15 protein-coding genes are annotated in these 16777 nt (G+C 33.8%); 3 read left to right on the top strand and 12 right to left on the bottom strand.

From position 1 onward, the window contains the following. Nucleotides 1–76 precede the first annotated feature (76 nt). A complete protein-coding gene (gene gcvP / locus IMCC3317_RS09810) occupies nt 77–2923 on the bottom strand; it encodes an aminomethyl-transferring glycine dehydrogenase (RefSeq protein ID WP_160129337.1) in 2847 nt (948 codons plus the stop codon). A gap of 527 nt (nt 2924–3450) precedes the next feature. On the opposite strand from gcvP, the gene IMCC3317_RS09805 reads away from it, so the two are divergent. Beyond that, a complete protein-coding gene (locus IMCC3317_RS09805; RefSeq protein WP_160129336.1) occupies nt 3451–4062 on the top strand; it encodes a UbiA prenyltransferase family protein in 612 nt (203 codons plus the stop codon). Here IMCC3317_RS09805 and IMCC3317_RS09800 read toward each other — a convergent pair. From IMCC3317_RS09800 to IMCC3317_RS09750, 11 genes are all read right to left on the bottom strand, one after another. Continuing rightward, the gene (locus tag IMCC3317_RS09800) at nt 4039–4293 is read right to left on the bottom strand and encodes a hypothetical protein (RefSeq protein ID WP_160129335.1); all 255 of its coding nucleotides are present in this window, start codon (nt 4291–4293) and stop codon (nt 4039–4041) included. The two genes, IMCC3317_RS09805 and IMCC3317_RS09800, sit on opposite strands and share 24 nt — an antisense overlap. Before the next feature lie 10 nt (nt 4294–4303). Next, nucleotides 4304–4858, bottom strand: coding sequence for a sigma-70 family RNA polymerase sigma factor (locus IMCC3317_RS09795; protein WP_160129334.1), 555 nt, complete (start codon nt 4856–4858; stop codon nt 4304–4306). A gap of 87 nt (nt 4859–4945) precedes the next feature. Next, on the bottom strand, nt 4946–5398 hold the full coding sequence (locus IMCC3317_RS09790) for an SRPBCC family protein (protein WP_160129333.1): 453 nt from the start codon (nt 5396–5398) through the stop codon (nt 4946–4948). Further along, a complete protein-coding gene (locus IMCC3317_RS09785; RefSeq protein ID WP_160129332.1) occupies nt 5395–6105 on the bottom strand; it encodes a YqjF family protein in 711 nt (236 codons plus the stop codon). The genes IMCC3317_RS09790 and IMCC3317_RS09785 overlap by 4 nt, the downstream gene beginning before the upstream one ends. Before the next feature lie 5 nt (nt 6106–6110). After that, entirely contained in the window at nt 6111–6713 is a 603-nt protein-coding gene (locus IMCC3317_RS09780; protein WP_160129331.1) for a hypothetical protein, read from the bottom strand. Nucleotides 6714–6732: 19 nt separating this feature from the next. Then, entirely contained in the window at nt 6733–7647 is a 915-nt protein-coding gene (locus IMCC3317_RS09775) for a TIGR01777 family oxidoreductase (protein WP_160129330.1), read from the bottom strand. Between the two features lie 41 nt (nt 7648–7688). Further along, nucleotides 7689–8576 (bottom strand): SAM-dependent methyltransferase, encoded by an 888-nt coding sequence (locus IMCC3317_RS09770; protein WP_160129329.1) that lies wholly within the window; start codon nt 8574–8576, stop codon nt 7689–7691. A 430-nt stretch (nt 8577–9006) separates the two neighbouring features. Then, entirely contained in the window at nt 9007–9510 is a 504-nt protein-coding gene (locus tag IMCC3317_RS09765) for a GbsR/MarR family transcriptional regulator (RefSeq protein WP_160129328.1), read from the bottom strand. Nucleotides 9511–9799: 289 nt separating this feature from the next. Further along, complete coding sequence (locus tag IMCC3317_RS09760; protein WP_160129327.1) at nt 9800–11833, bottom strand: M3 family metallopeptidase; 2034 nt, start codon at nt 11831–11833, stop codon at nt 9800–9802. Nucleotides 11834–12743: 910 nt separating this feature from the next. Beyond that, nucleotides 12744–13229 carry a 5-(carboxyamino)imidazole ribonucleotide mutase gene (gene purE, locus IMCC3317_RS09755; RefSeq protein ID WP_160129326.1) on the bottom strand — a complete coding sequence of 162 codons (486 nt, stop codon included), beginning with the start codon at nt 13227–13229 and terminating at the stop codon, nt 12744–12746. Nucleotide 13230: 1 nt separating this feature from the next. Further along, the gene (locus IMCC3317_RS09750) at nt 13231–14385 is read right to left on the bottom strand and encodes a 5-(carboxyamino)imidazole ribonucleotide synthase (RefSeq protein ID WP_160129325.1); all 1155 of its coding nucleotides are present in this window, start codon (nt 14383–14385) and stop codon (nt 13231–13233) included. Nucleotides 14386–14583: 198 nt separating this feature from the next. On the opposite strand from IMCC3317_RS09750, the gene IMCC3317_RS09745 reads away from it, so the two are divergent. Both IMCC3317_RS09745 and obgE read left to right on the top strand, forming a co-directional pair. Beyond that, nucleotides 14584–15690, top strand: coding sequence for an adenylate kinase (locus IMCC3317_RS09745; protein ID WP_160129324.1), 1107 nt, complete (start codon nt 14584–14586; stop codon nt 15688–15690). A 54-nt stretch (nt 15691–15744) separates the two neighbouring features. Beyond that, nucleotides 15745–16743, top strand: coding sequence for a GTPase ObgE (gene obgE / locus IMCC3317_RS09740; RefSeq protein ID WP_160129323.1), 999 nt, complete (start codon nt 15745–15747; stop codon nt 16741–16743). Nucleotides 16744–16777: the final 34 nt, after the last annotated feature.

Genomic DNA, 16777 nt, shown 5'->3' with positions numbered 1-16777 from the left:
AACTGATAATTATTTAAACATGAATAGTGAATATTTAAAAAATGGAGCGTTTTTTTGAACGCTCCATAAATTTGTTTTATGCTTCTTCGTAAGCTTCAATTGGCGCACATGTACAAATAAGGTTTCGATCTCCATACGCATCATCAACTCTACGAACTGATGGCCAGAATTTATTTTCTAAAATATAGGGCAATGGAAATCCTGCTTTTTGTCGTGAATATGGAAAGTTCCATTCTTCTACGGTTAGCATTCCTAATGTATGTGGCGCATTTTTTAATACGTTATTTATATCGTTTGCATCAGCTTCCAAGATTTCTCCGTGAATGGCTACTAATGCATCACAAAAAGTGTCTAATTCGGCTAAACTTTCACTTTCTGTAGGTTCAATCATAATGGTTCCTGCAACTGGAAACGAAACTGTTGGCGCGTGAAAACCGTAATCCATCAAACGTTTTGCAATGTCAGTGACTTCGATTCCATGTTGTTTAAATGGTCTGCAATCAATAATCATTTCGTGTGCACAACGTCCGCGTTCTCCAGCATATAAAATATTGAATTTACCTTCCAATCTTGCTTTGATATAATTTGCATTTAAAATAGCATACTCCGTAGCTTCCGTTAAACCTCTAGAACCTAACATTGCAATATATCCATAAGAAATTAAACAAACCAAAGCACTTCCCCAAGGCGCAGAAGAAATTGCTGTAATGGCTTTTTCTCCTCCAGTTTTTATCACTGGATTGCTTGGTAAGAACGAAACTAAATGTGCTGCAACACAAATTGGTCCAACGCCAGGTCCACCACCACCATGTGGAATGGCAAACGTTTTGTGTAAGTTTAAGTGACAAACATCTGCACCAATTGTAGCAGGATTTGTCAATCCAACTTGTGCATTCATATTGGCTCCATCCATATAAACTTGTCCGCCGTTATCGTGGATAATTTTTGTAATTTCTGTAATAGATGATTCAAAAACTCCGTGCGTTGATGGATATGTTACCATTAACGCCGCTAGATTTTCTTTGTGAGCCAATGCTTTTTCGCGTAAATCGGCGACATCAATATTCCCATCTTTTGTAGTTTTGGTAACGACAACTTTCATTCCTGCCATTACTGCACTTGCCGGATTTGTTCCGTGGGCAGAAGCCGGAATTAAACAGATGTTTCTATTTGTATCACCATTTGATTCATGAAATGCTCTAATCACCATTAATCCTGCAAATTCTCCTTGCGCTCCAGAATTCGGTTGCAATGAAGTTCCTGCGAATCCTGTAATTACATTAAGTTGATGTTCTAATTCATGTAATAGAATTTGGTAACCTTCTGCCTGATCTACAGGAACAAACGGATGAATGTTATTCCATTGAGCTGAACTTAACGATAACATTTCTGCGGCAGCGTTCAACTTCATCGTACACGAACCTAGCGCAATCATCGAATGGTTTAGTGATAAATCTTTACGCTCTAATTTTTTGATGTAACGCATCATTTCCGTTTCCGAATGATAGCTGTTAAATACTGCTTCTTCTAAGAACGTAGTTTTTCTCTTTACAGAAGATAATAATTTTGAAGCGTTTGTGTTTTCAATTTGAATGATGCCTTCTTCGATAGCGGAAGCAAAAATAAATACGATATCAGTGATGTCGCCAGCAGTTGTTGCTTCATTGATAGAAATTCCAACGGTTTCTTCATCAATGTATAAAAAATTGACTTCGTTTTGTTCTGCAATTTCTCTAACTTTTTCAGCGTCAGCTTTGACAACAATTGTATCAAAAAATGCTGAATTTGTTTGTTCAAAACCTAGTTTTTCAAGTGTATTTGCTAGATTAACTGCTTTTGAATGTACTTTATTCGCAATATATTTCAATCCATTTGGACCGTGATATACAGCGTACATTCCTGCCATGACAGCCAACAATACTTGCGCTGTACAAATGTTTGAAGTTGCTTTGTCTCTTTTAATGTGTTGCTCGCGCGTTTGTAATGCCATACGCAATGCACGATTTCCGTCGGTATCTTTCGTTACTCCAATAATACGACCTGGAATATATCTTTTGTGTTCTTCTTTTGTTGCAAAAAATCCTGCGTGTGGACCTCCATATCCTAATGGAATTCCGAAACGTTGCGTAGTTCCAACCACAACATCAACACCAAAATTTCCTGGCGATTCTAATACTACTAAACTTAAAATATCCGCAGCAACGGCAACTTTTATTTCGTTTGCGTTTGCTTTTTCTGTGAAAGCACGGTAATCAAAGATTTGTCCGTGTTTCCCTGGATATTGTAATAAAGCCCCAAAATACTCTGTTGAGAAATCAAATTCCTCATGATTTCCAAAAACCAATTCAATTCCAATAGGAATTGCTCTCGTTTTTAGTAGCGAAATTGTTTGTGGTAATACTTCTTCAGATACGAAGAATTTTACAACATCGTTCTTTTTTTGATCTCTTGATCGAACAGCAAATAACATTCCCATAGCTTCCGCAGCAGCTGTACTTTCATCTAGTAAAGAAGCATTTGCAAGTTCCATTCCTGTAAGTTGCGTAACTAGGGTTTGAAAATTTAACAACGCTTCCAATCTTCCTTGTGCAATTTCTGCTTGGTATGGCGTATATGCTGTATACCAACCTGGATTTTCAAAAATATTACGTTGTATTACGGCTGGCGTTACAGGTTCGTGATAACCCAATCCGATATATGTTTTAAATATTTTATTGTGACCTGCTAAATGTTGCATGTGCGATAAAAATTCGTTTTCTGGCAATCCTGGCGGAAGTGCAAGCGGATGTTTTAAACGAATGTCATCTGGAATAGTTTCATTAATAAGTTGTTCTAATGAATCAACTCCGATGGTTTGCAACATGTGTGGAACATTTTTTATACGTGTTCCGTTGTGTCTTAATGAAAAAGAATCAGTTTTCATCGGCTATAATTTTGTCTTTTTATGGTTGAACTCGTTTAAGCTTTTTTAATTTGCTAAAAAATTGCTCTTTTTAGCCCTGTTTTTATCTTTTTTTCTTTCCGTAGCTATGCTATGCAACTCAAAAAAGCTTTCAACATAACTAAAAATTTCTAATTTTCGCTTACATCTAAAAAGCTTAAACGAGTTCGTTGTGTTTATAGCATGCAAAAGTACGATTAAAAAATTACTTCTTTATGCTTTCATAAACATGTGAATATGGAAAGTTTTTAACCAAAAAGAGAGGTTATGAACAGTTTCGCTATTTTTGTGTGATGAATGTTTTAAAGAAACTTTTCAATTTTTATTTAGATAGCAGTATTCATATTGGATTGAGTGTGTATGCGCTAACGTATATTACCTTGATATTGTTTGAGTTACCATATGATGAAGCTGTTTTGTATTTTTCATTTTACGGGACAATTGTGACGTATAATTTTATAAAATATGGCAGTTCGGCAAAGCAATATTTTTTTGTGAAAACAAAATACATGAAAGGTATTCAACTGTTTAGTTTTTTATGTTTTGTATTGGCTGTTTTTTACGCGTTTCAAATGCAACTAAAAACCTTGTTGTTTGCTGTTGGATTTAGTGTGTTATCTTCTTTATATATCATTCCTTTTTTGCCAAATAGAAAAAATTTTAGAACACTTGCGGGATTAAAGATCATTATTGTGGCTTTATGTTGGGCAGGCGTTACCGTAGTATTGCCAATTGTAAATGCCGATGTGCCCATAGCAGAAACAACAGTTGTATTGACTTGTTTACAACGTTTTGTTTTAGTGTTGATTTTGATGATTCCTTTTGAAATAAGTGATTTGTCTTATGACGCAGAAGCGTTAGGGACTTTGCCGCAACGCATTGGAGTTTCTAAAACAAAACAACTAGCATATGTTTGGATTTTACTCTTTACAGGATTGGACTATTTGATTCAAAATGCGCTCAATGAAGAATTCTTTATCACGCTCGGATTGAGTTTTGTGTTAGCGTTTGTTATTTGGAAATCGGGCATAAAAAAATCGAGATACTTTACATCTTTTTGGGTTGAAAGTATTCCGATTGTATGGTTTTTAATGCTTCTATTTGCTCATTTCTTCTTGTAGCTTCCGTTGCATTTCTTCTTTTCTATCTTTTTCAATCGCTTCAATTTTAGACTCTTTTATAAGTTTAGTCAACTTTACATTGCTGCCAGAATATGCTCTTGTGATGCGACACCAAGATAATCGTATGCTTAGTTTTACTCTTTCCCAAAAACTAGCTTCCCCATATTGCGACTTGTCACAAATGTGTTTTGCTTCCTCACAGGAAATGAAAAATTTATTTTTTGTACTCATTTACTTTATTTTAATACCAATTCTTTTCGAGACATCCAGAGAGTGCAGTTCGTGCTCTGTGAATAATAACCCAAAGATTAGACGCAGTAATATTTAGTTCATTACAAATGGTTTCTGTGTCGTATCCTAAAATAGTTTTCATTTTAAAAATCGTCGCTTGCTTTTCAGGAAGTTTGTCAATACAATCTTCAATAGCGAGTCCGAGTTCTTCATTTTGCATTAAATCTTCAGCATTTTTATCATAATTGTCAGCAACGCGCTCTTCTAACCAATCTCCTTCGGATTCTGTGTCAGAATTGTAAGTAATTCGAACTTCGGCTTTCCCTTTTTTAGAATTTATTTTTCGATAATGATCAATTATTTTACGTTTCAAAATAGAAATTAACCACGTACGTTCAGAAGCTTCTCCTTTAAAATTTGCCATTGACTTTAATCCTGCAAAAAACGTTTCTTGCACTAAGTCTTCCGCAGTCTCTCTATCCTTTACCCTAACAATTGTATAATTGAAAAGATAATCTGCATAGAGTTTAATCCATTTATTAGGATCTAGTTGATGGTTTGGCATTTGAGGGCAATTATTTTTCCAAATTTAAACGATAATTATTGAAATAAAAAATAATTACGTGGTTAGAAAAATCTTTCAAAGTATTAACTATAATAATTCCGCTCTTTGTAGAATGTGGTGATTTCGTTCTATTAAGAATTTTGTCATGTAAGACTTCAAAATAAAGTAGTTAAAAAGCTTTCCGAAAATTCCATACGGAACTTCATATTTAAAAATATCAATCATTTCCGTAACTCCATCTACTTCATTAAAAATATGTTCGTGATGCAAACTTTTAAAAACGCCTTTTGTCATTTCATCTGCAAAATAGGTTGGCGACTCAAATGCTGAAATTAGACTTGTATGTTTCAGATAGAATCCAAAATGTTTTGCGCGCCAAGTAACCGTTTCTCCTAAGTTGATTTTCCCTGAAGTTTTCCCAGCAATTGCTTTTTCGCGTGTATTGCTAGTTGAAGCTTCATGCTCAGAAATATCTCTGGAAATATCAAAAACCGTGAGAATTGGTGCTTTTATGATTGTTTTTAGATTGATTGTGGTCATTTGATTGACTTTTTCGGCTCCACCGTAATTTTTGAACCTTCCATTAAAAATACCGAATCTGGTTTTTGTTTGGTTAAATGTGCAAACTTCTTTCCATAATTCAACTCAAAATCTAAGTTTAAAGTATACTCATCTACGTTGTAATATAACCATTTTGGATGCGTAACTTCATATTCAAATGTTTTGGAATCATTGTATTTTGTGTACCCAAAATAGTGTTCTGAGATGAATTCGATTTCCGAATTTTCAGGAAACGACACAGGATTATTTTTTGCTTTTACAGCAATCGATTGTTCTTTCTGTTCATTCATCCAAGTATATGAAACGGCTATATTTTCTGGTGTAATATTCCAAATATGCGACATTGGACGCGTGATATAATGTTCATGATAGATTGTATTTGCTACAAAACTCAACAATCGTTTCGGTACAATTTCTTGGATAAAAACTGCGCCTCTTTTCCAAATATCATTTTCTTTTCGCTTGACGTAAAAACGTAAGTTCACTTCTTCAAACGTATGTAATGAAGGCATTTTGCAACCTAAAACTTTTGTGTCTTTAAACATAAATCCAATGACGCTGACAAAACATTTTCCGTGGTAACTATCTAATAATGTTCCTTTCGGGACATACTTTTCTAACAATTTTGGATCAACTGTATAATTTATAAAAACTAATTTTCGCCATTCGGCAGTTAAAAAACTCATGTTGTTTATTTTTGAAATTTTAGACCAACTTCGCGTTCAGCATCAATAGGAGTATATCCTTTTTGAATTACTAAATCATTAAATTTCTCCCAAATTTTATAATCATCAATGTCAAGTTCGTTTTTATCAAGAGATGTTATGTATTTTTTAAATTCTAGTATGATTTCTTTTGATTCAGCTACGCTAATTTCAGAAATTGGTTTTAATAACGCTAATTCGGATGTAGGATATAAGATTGGAAATTGGGTTTTTTCTTTTTTGCGTTTAATATAAGTTTCCTTAATTGCTTTTCTCCCGTTTTCATAACTAATAAATGTGATTTCTTTTTCGTGGACTTCCAAGTTTCTGTGTTTGTATTTTTGACCTTTCACAAAAACCACTTTTGTAGTATCATTCACAAGAGAATCTCTTAGAATCAGATAACTGAATTTTGGTAATGAATCACATTTTCCAATTTCACTACAGTTTGTAATAAATAAAGAATCCTTTTTTTGTTTAAATTGTATTGTTTTTTCTTTAACTACAAAATAATAATCCTGATCTAACACGTTGGTTTGAGCAAAAGAATACAGCGTTCCAATAAGGAAGATAGTTAGAATTAATTTCATTTTGGTCATATTGTTTTCGTTATCGATTTATAATTTCCTGCATCGCTTTTTCCACCGTTGGATATTGAAATTGAAAGCCAGCAACTTTTAATTTCTCTGGAATTACAAACCTGCTTTTTAGAATAAGTTCTGCTTCTGTACCAATAATTTTTGCACCGAATCGTAATAACCATTTTGGCTGTATTATTCCGATAGAAACTTTTAAAACCTTCCGTAAAGTCTTCATAAATTCCTTGTTTGGTAGCGGATTTGGTGAAGTTACATTAAACGTTCCTGTGTGGTTTTCTTCTAATAAAAACTCAACAGCGCGGCAAAAATCATATTCATGAATCCAACTTACTTTTTGGGTTCCGTTTCCTTGCATTCCGCCTAAACCAACTTTTGCCAAGTTTTTCAACGGAATAAACGCGCCACCATTTTTTCCTAATACAATAGAAGTTCGCAATGCAATTTTGATTGTTTTTGGAGTTTTGCAATTTTGAAATGCTTTTTCCCACGATTTAGCCACATTCATAGAAAAATCATCTCCAATAATTCCATTAGTTTCGGTCATTTTTTCAGTTAGTGAATGCTCGTAAATCGTTGCCGTAGATGAGTTCATCCAAACTTTTGGCGGAACTGCACATGCTTGAATCGCTTTGCCTAACACTTCCGTAGAAGTTACTCTGGAGTTTAAAATTTCAGCTTTGTTTTTCTCATTGTATCTACAATCTACAGATTTCCCTGTAAGATTGATCAAAACAGCAGCACCTTCCAATTCGGTAATCCAAATGCCCAACGTTTTCGCGTCCCAAAGTACGTAACGTAATGCATCATTTCCTGTTTCTTTGTTGCTTCTTGAGAGTACAATAATTTCATAATTCTTCGGAAGAAAATATTCAATTAAAGCGTTTCCTAAAAAACCGCTTCCGCCTGCAATTATCATTTTTTTCATATTCATTTCCCACGAAAGTGGAATCTTTTTTTAATTAAACTTTATTTCTTAGCCGTAATAATATAATATCCAAAGTTTGTTAAGCTCAAGCTTGATAATAAAGCGAAGAACGAACCTTTTAAATTTTTGATACTTTCGGGTTTTAAGGTTTCTTTTTTGAATAATTTCTTTAAGATGAAACTCGAAATTGTAAACGGAACATGCAAAACTGAAGGCGCAACTCTGTACCAAATATTTTTCACTTTGATATCTTTAAAACCTAGTTTTTCTAAATCAGCTTTAACACGATTTATGTTTCCTAAACTTTCCAAACTCCACGATTCACATAAACCTTTATATGTATATTTTGCTAACGGATTCATTTCGCCGACATCTTTTTTTGTGAATGCATCTGCAATGACAAATGTAGAGCCTGGTTTTAAAATTCGATACGTTTCTGCTAAAGCTTCCGTGCTACAACCTGAATGACATAAACTTTCTATTGCCATTGCGCCATCAAAAGAATTTTTGTCAAAAGAAGTATTTTTGTAATCTCTATTGAGAATTGTGCCGCGTTCTGAATTCAATAATTCATTTCCTTTTTCTACCTGAAAGGGAGAAATTGTGACACCAGTTATTGCCAATTTTGGATAGTTTGAAATTCCGCGACGAATTGATGCGCCCATTCCGCAACCTAAATCTATAATATGTTTTTTCTGATCAAACACATTTAAACGTTTAAAAACCTCATCATTCATTCTGTTTAACATAGAATCACGTGTAAATACACAGGTTTTAAAAGGCACAAAATACCCAAAATGCATGTTTAAATCTTTACTCCAAAAACTGTAATCTTCAGTAGCTTCATTATAAAAATCAATTATTTGTTCTTTAGTAGAAGGCATTTGCATTTCTTTATTTAAATAGGTGAGAAGACAAGGATTTTTCATGATACTTTCTGTTTAAGTTGATAAACTATGTAAGTGAAATATGTTCCAAGACTCATAGGAATAACTATATATAGACCAATAGAGAAGAATATTGAATTTGATAAAATAGTATCGGTATAATTTAGCAAACCGAAAAACAACAAAAGGAATAGCGTGCTGAGTATTCCATAAGTAGAAAGATGTTGTTTTATTCTTTCAGAAAACTTATCATAATTAAATAGTAAAACAAAGAATAGAATTACTTGAATTCCTCCAAGAAATACTTGCATAAACATGCCATAAATAATAGTTAGATAAAGCACTAAAGTGAGATAGTAAATAATGTTGTTGGTGTAGTAAATAAATTTCATAACTATTGTATTTTTTAAACTTTCAATAAACATTGAAACATTTGATTAAAAATAAAAGGAAAATGAATTCCTTTGTTGGTTTATTTTAAGAGTTTCATGAATGTTTTTGTTATCCAATTAGACTCTTGATTCACGAGTCGATTCATAATAGAATCTGCGGTTTCTGCCAATTCGTGAAGTGCTTTTGTTTGCTTAATGAGTTCTTTTGTTTTTTCCGAACCATCTTGTTCAATACTACTTACTTCTTTTAGTATTTTTAGCGTTGGTTGTATTTCTCTTCTGCTACGTTCGCGTGCAATCTGTTTTGTGAGCTCATGTACGTCTTTCTCTGAGGTGAAGTACTCTTTTCGTTCGCCAGCTTTTGATGTTTTATATACAATTCCCCAATCAATAAGTTGTCGTAAGTTCATACTTGTGTTACCTCTTGAAATGTGTAATTCTTCCATCACATCTTCCATTGATAATGGTTCAGGAGAAATTAAAAGTAACGCGTGAATTTGTGCCATTGCTTTATTAATTCCCCACAAAGTTCCTAATGATCCCCAGGTTTGTATAAACTTATCTTTTGCTTCTGTGTAATTCATAGGGCAAATATATAATAATTTTTAAACTTTCAATAATTTTTGAAAGTTTATTTTTATTTAATTGAAAGATTAAAAATTAAACGATTAAATGTGAGTAGAAACAGAAAATCATTTCAATCGTATTTATATACAACTGAAATGATTTTTTTAGTAATTAAGTTTAAAGGTTTATAAGTTTAGTGAACAAATAACAAAATCACGGATAACAAAAAAACAAATCCACAAAATAATAGGAGCAAAGCGACATATTAACAGCTACTAATCCCTAATTTCCAAAAAACTAATGCCTCTATTCAACCAGCAAACCCGCACGTTTCAACAATGCATCTGGTTTTGGAGCTTCTCCACGGAAACGTTTGTATAAAATCATTGGATGTTCTGTGCCACCTTTTGATAATACATGTGTCGCAAATTTTGAAGCAATTTCTTTACTAAAAATGTCGTTTTCTTTAAAATATTCAAACGCATCGGCGTCTAAAACTTCTGCCCATTTGTAACTGTAATATCCAGAAGAATATCCACCTTGAAATATGTGTGAAAAAGCAGTGCTCATCGCCGTTTTTGGATTTTCAGGAAACAAACGTGTGTTTGCAAACGCTGCGTTTTCATGTGTTTTTAAATCTGTAATTGCTGTCGGATCAATTCCGTGCCAACTCATATCTAACAATCCAAAACTTAATTGACGTAAGGTTGCCATTCCTTCTAAAAACGTAGCGGAAGCTTTAATTTTTTCTATAAATTCCATCGGAATTACTTCGCCAGTTTCGTAATGTTTTGCAAAAATTGCTAACGCTTCTGCTTCATAACACCAATTTTCTAGTATTTGACTTGGCAATTCTACAAAATCCCAAAATACAGATGTTCCGCTTAAACTCGGATATGTTGTATCGGCTAACATTCCGTGCAAAGCATGTCCAAATTCATGGAAAAGCGTCGTCACTTCATTAAACGTTAATAAAGATGGTTTCGATTCTGTAGGTTTCGTAAAATTACATACAATAGAAATATGCGGTCTTTCAACCTTTCCATTTTGGCGTTGTTGTGATTTGTAAGAAGTCATCCAAGCGCCATTTCGTTTTCCTTTTCGCGGATGAAAATCAGCATAAAATACAGCTACAAAATTATTTTGTCCGTCGTAAACTTCATATGTCTTTACGTCTTCGTGATACGTATCAATATCAAAAACTTGCTCAAAACGTAGGTCAAATAGTTTGTCAGCTACTGTAAATGCGCCGTCAATCACGTTTTCAAGTTTAAAATAGGGTTTTAGTTTTTCATCATCCAGGTTGAACAATTCTTGTTTTAATTTTTCTGAATAATACGAACTGTCCCAACTTTGCAATTCATCAATTCCGTCCAATTTTTTTGCAAAATTTGATAACTGTTCAAACTCGCGTTCTGCGGCAGGTTTTGCTTTCTCCAACAATTCATTCAAAAAAGAAATTACTTTTTCAGGCCTTTCAGCCATGCGTTCTTCCAAAACAAAATGTGCGTGTGTTTTGTAGCCTAGTAAATTGGCGCGTTGATGACGCAATTTGGCAATTTCCAATACATTTGCTTGATTGTCTAATTCGTCATTCTTAAAACATTTTGAACCAAAAGCAGTTGCCATTTGTTGGCGTAATTCACGATTGTCGGCATATTTCATAAAAGGAATATAACTTGGGTAATCGAGTGTGAAAATCCAGCCTTCTTTGTTTTCGCTTTTCGCGATTGCTTTTGCGGCTTCTAACGCGCCATTTGGAATTCCAGCAACGTCACTTACATCAGTTAAATGCAATTGATATTTGTTGGTTTCCGCGAGTACATTCTCACCAAAAGTCAAACCTAATTTAGAAAGCTTTTTATCAATGTCTCGAAGTGTTTCTTTTTTATCTTCCGATAGATTAGCTCCGTTGCGTGAAAAAGCTTTAAACTTCTTGTCTAACAATGTTTTTTGCTCGGTTGTTAAAGTGAGCGTTTCTCTAGCTTCGTAAACCGTTTTTACTCTTTCAAACAAATCTTTATTCAGTGTAATATCATTAGATAAGTCTGTTAACTTTGGCGAAATTTCTTGCGCTATTTTTTGAATTGTTTCGTTTGTTTCTGCCGAATTCAAATTAAAAAAAATACTTGTCACACGATCCAATTGCTGACCAGAATATTCCAACGCTTCAATCGTATTTTTAAAGGTAGGATTATTCGTATTGCTAGTAATTTCGTTGATTTCTTCCTTAGTCCTTGCTATTTCTGTGTTTATAGCAGGAATAAAGTCATTTTCATTTATTTTAGAAAAAGGAGCTGTTGTATATTTTGTAGAAAATTGTGTATTTAAAGTTGTCATTTTATTGGTGTATTAATGTATTCTATCAAAAATAAAAGTTTCCTAATTAAAGGAAAAAGTTGTTTGTGTGTTATTTATTTAAATTTTGAAATCCAAAGATAGAGAAATTGTATATATATTAAAACGATGAAAACTTATAAAAACTACAAATACTAGGTTTGCAACTACTAACTGTAACGTGGATTTTGGCGAAGCTTTAAACTCTTGAGTAATAATTCGTAAAGGCAACAGCTAGAATATTTCTTCGTCGTTATGATTTATAGTTCACAAAAAATTCACTAACTAGTTTAACGAAAGACGTTTGCATTTTATATATCCTAATTTTTTTAAAATAATAATCACCGAGAAAATATAAAATAAACACTTCAAAATGCACTTTAACGATTTTTAACGCATTTCAACGATTTCACTTATAAACACTTTCTAATCTCATTCGAACTGCTAGAAAATTAGGAGTTTTGTCCTGTTGATTTAGTAAAGATAATTTTTTAACGATAATACAGTATATGTAACCTGCTTGATAAATGCAAGATACAATGTTAATAGCCCTATTAACTGTAAGTATGGTAGTAAAATGATTTGGTTGATGTTGAACCCTTTGAGTGTAAGCTTAAAGGGTTTTTTCGTGCAGATGAATGAAGCTTAAATAATCTAAAAGCAATATGAAATGCCTTTCATCGAAAAGTTTGTGCATTTGAACGAGAAAACGTATTTTAAGTACATACAAAAGTTGAAAAAGCTGATAATACAATACATTTGAATCATCAATACAGACCACTTTGTCCAGATTTATTTTTGGAGTAAAAAATGATTAATAATATGGTAGGTTAGTTTTATTTTAAAATGGTTTGTAAAGATAAAAAAGCCGCTTCTCGAAGCGGCTTTTGTTATTTTATATTAATTAATTTCCTTATTTCAAAATCTCCTTTGAAGATTCAATAACTTTCTGCTTCAATCCTTCTTTATACACCAAAATCTTATCCAATACACATGTATCGGAAGTTCCAATAATTTGCGCCGCTAAAATACCTGCATTCTTTGCGCCATCCAAAGCCACAGTTGCTACAGGAACGCCGCTAGGCATTTGCAAAATAGACAAAATAGAATCCCAACCATCAATAGAATTTCTAGATTTCACAGGAACACCAATCACTGGTAACGGAGACAACGAAGCCACCATTCCGGGTAAATGTGCTGCGCCGCCAGCACCTGCAATAATTACGGAAATTCCGCGTGTATGTGCATTTTTTCCATAATCGAATAGCTTCTCAGGAGTTCTATGAGCCGAAACAATATCCACTTCAATCTCAATATCAAAACCTCTCAAAATATCAATTGCTTCTTGCATCACAGGAAGATCGCTTGTACTTCCCATAATAATTCCCACTTTTGCCATATTATTTGCTAATTACGTTGATTGTTTGTTTCACTTCTTCTGCTATCTTTCTCGCTTTTGCGACGTCTTTATTCACAATAGTTACATGTCCCATTTTACGAAAAGGGCGTGTTTGTTTCTTTCCGTAAATATGTGGCGTTACGCCTTCCATTTGCATGATTTTCTCAATATTTTCATACACAACATCGCCTGTGTAATTTTCGGCACCAACCAAATTTACCATAATTCCGGCAACCTTACTATTTGTATTTCCTAACGGAAGATTCAAAATGGCGCGAATATGTTGTTCAAATTGATCGGTATAACTTGCTTCAATACTATAATGTCCGCTATTATGTGGTCTTGGCGCAACTTCATTCACCAAAATTTCATCATCTTGGGTTTGAAACATTTCTACCGCCAAAATACCTACATGTTGCAATGCTTCTGAGACTTGCAATGCTACTTTTTTCGCTTTCGCTTGAATGTCCTCAGAAATTCTTGCAGGACAAATTACATATTCCACCTGATTCGCTTCTGGATGAAACTCCATTTCCACAACTGGATACGTTTTCACTTCGCCAGAAACATTTCGGGCAACAATTACTGCGAGTTCATTCTTAAAATCAATTAACGGTTCACACATACATTCCACATTTGGCAAACTGTGCAAATCATCTAGTGTACGTACAATTTTTACGCCAGTTCCGTCATAGCCAAACTGTGTGCTTTTCCATACAAAAGGAATCGTAACTACATCATTATCAATTCCGTGTGTCAATTCTTCCAACGACATATAAATTGAAAATAGTGCTGTTGGAATTTTATGATGTGCATAAAAAATCTTTTGAATTCCTTTATTCTGAATCGTTCGCAATGTTTTCGCAGACGGATACACCTTTACACCTTCATCTTCAAGCTTTTCCAACGCCTCCACATTCACATGTTCTATTTCAAACGTAAGTACATCTACATTCTTACCAAAATTATAAACGGTATCAAAATCCATCAAATCACCTTGATGAAACTCGTTACAGGCTATTTTACAAGGCGCTTCAGTACTTGGATCTAGCACAGTTGTATAAATATCAAACTTTCGAGTTGTATATAATAGCATCTTGCCGAGTTGGCCGCCACCTAAAATACCTAACTTAAAATTGGAGGAAAAATAATTCATGAAATTCATCTTTTACACAAAAGTACAAATCTAAAACGGTAAAAGTAAACTCGTAAAACGTTATTCATAAATCAATTTGTATCTTTGCATCTTTCAAAATGATAAAATATCATTAGTTAGAAGACATCAACGGATAAACCTACTTTCTTTAAACACACTAAAAAAAGTAAACTTTATCAAAAAAAGCGCATAGAAAACGTGATTAAATTACACGATAAATATTTCAAGAAGTTCATCTCTGAAGCTCAAATTCAGGAAGCTGTCGCTAGAATTGCCTCAGAAATAGCAAATGATCTGAAAGGTGAACGACCAATTTTCATTGGAATATTGAACGGCGTTTTTATGTTTTTCTCCGATTTTATGAAAGCATATCCATTTCCATGCGAAATGAGCTTTATAAAATTGGCTTCCTATCACGGAACTTCTTCTACCGGAAACATCAAGGAACTCATTGGTCTATCTCAAGACATTGAAGGAAGAACCGTTGTTGTACTAGAAGATATTATAGATACAGGAAACACACTCGAAGAACTACATAAAATATTCAAAGCAAAAAAAGTAAAACAGTTCAAAATTGGAACGTTATTTTTTAAGCCTGAAGCGTATCAAAAACAACACAAAATAGATTATATCGGAATGGAAATTCCCAACGAATTCATTGTAGGTTACGGATTGGACTATGACGAATTGGGAAGAAACTTGCCCGAAGTTTATCAACTACACACACACGACATGATTAATTTAATTTTATTCGGAAAGCCTGGCGCAGGAAAAGGAACACAAGCAACTTTCTTAAAGGAAAAGTACAATTTAGTACATATTTCTACGGGAGACGTTTTTAGATACAATATCAAAAACGGAACTGAATTGGGACTTTTAGCAAAATCATACATGGATAAAGGTGATTTGGTTCCTGATGAAGTAACCATTAATATGTTGCAAGCAGAAGTGGAGAAAAATCCAGAAGCAAAAGGATTTATTTTTGATGGTTTTCCAAGAACAACTGCACAATCAGAAGCGTTAGATAACTTTTTAGCAACCAAAGATTGGACAATTTCGGCAACAATTGCGTTAGAAGCGAATGACGAAATCTTAATTCAACGTTTATTAGAACGCGGAAAAGAAAGTGGTCGTGTGGATGATCAGGATGAAGATAAAATTAGAAATCGTTTTGATGAGTACAATCAAAAAACAGCACCATTAATCAACTATTACAAAGCACAAAATAAATTTTATAGTGTTAATGGTACCGGTTCTATTGAAGAAATTACGGAGCGTTTAAGCGCAACAATCGATCAACTATAATTACAAAGTACAAAATAAAAGAAACTACGTCTCAAATTATAAAATACGGATACAATGACTGAAGGAAATTTTGTAGACTACGTAAAAATGCACATTACTTCTGGAAACGGAGGAAAAGGTTCGATGCATTTACTACGTGAAAAATACAACGCAAAAGGCGGACCCGATGGCGGCGATGGCGGGCGTGGCGGACATATTATTTTAAGAGGAAATCAAAACCTTTGGACACTTTACCACTTTAAGCTAAAAAGACACCATAAAGCGTTGCACGGCGGACACGGAAGTAGCAATAGAAGTACAGGAGCCGATGGACAAGACATATACTTAGATGTTCCGTTGGGAACTGTGGTTAGAGATACTTTAACAAATGAAATTGTTTTCGAAATCACGGAACAAGGCGAGGAACGCATTATTGCAGAAGGTGGAAAAGGCGGACGCGGAAACTGGCATTTCAAATCGCCTACAAATCAAACACCGCGGTATTCGCAACCTGGAATTCCTGGAGAAGAACTCGATGTTTTATTAGAATTAAAAGTCCTAGCAGATGTTGGTTTGGTAGGATTTCCAAATGCTGGAAAATCAACATTACTTTCTGTAATTACTTCGGCAAAACCAAAAATTGGCGATTACGAGTTTACTACGCTAAAACCCAATTTAGGAATTGTAGAATACAGAGATTACCGTTCGTTTGTAATGGCAGATATTCCTGGAATCATTGAAGGTGCTTCCGAAGGAAAAGGTTTGGGACATTATTTCTTGAGACATATTGAGCGTAATTCAACGTTATTATTTTTAATTCCTGCAGATAGTGCAGATATTTCTAAAGAATACGATATTCTACTCAATGAATTGAAAAAGTACAATCCTGAATTGTTAGATAAAGAGCGTTTCATAGCGATTTCGAAGTCAGACATGTTAGACGAAGAACTCATGACAGAAATGCGTATAGAACTCGATAAAGACTTAAATATTCCGTATATGTTTATCTCTTCCGTTGCCCAACTAGGCATTGTGGAACTCAAGGATAAACTCTGGGAAATGTTAAACAAATAATACGAAGCGACTTTAGAGTCGCTTTTTTAGTGGC

The sequence above is a fragment of the Kordia antarctica genome, assembly GCF_009901525.1.
Classification (GTDB): Bacteria; Bacteroidota; Bacteroidia; order Flavobacteriales; family Flavobacteriaceae; genus Kordia; species Kordia antarctica.
The sequence above is the reverse complement of the archived record's forward strand: the minus strand, read 5'-3'. Positions and strand labels throughout refer to the sequence as shown.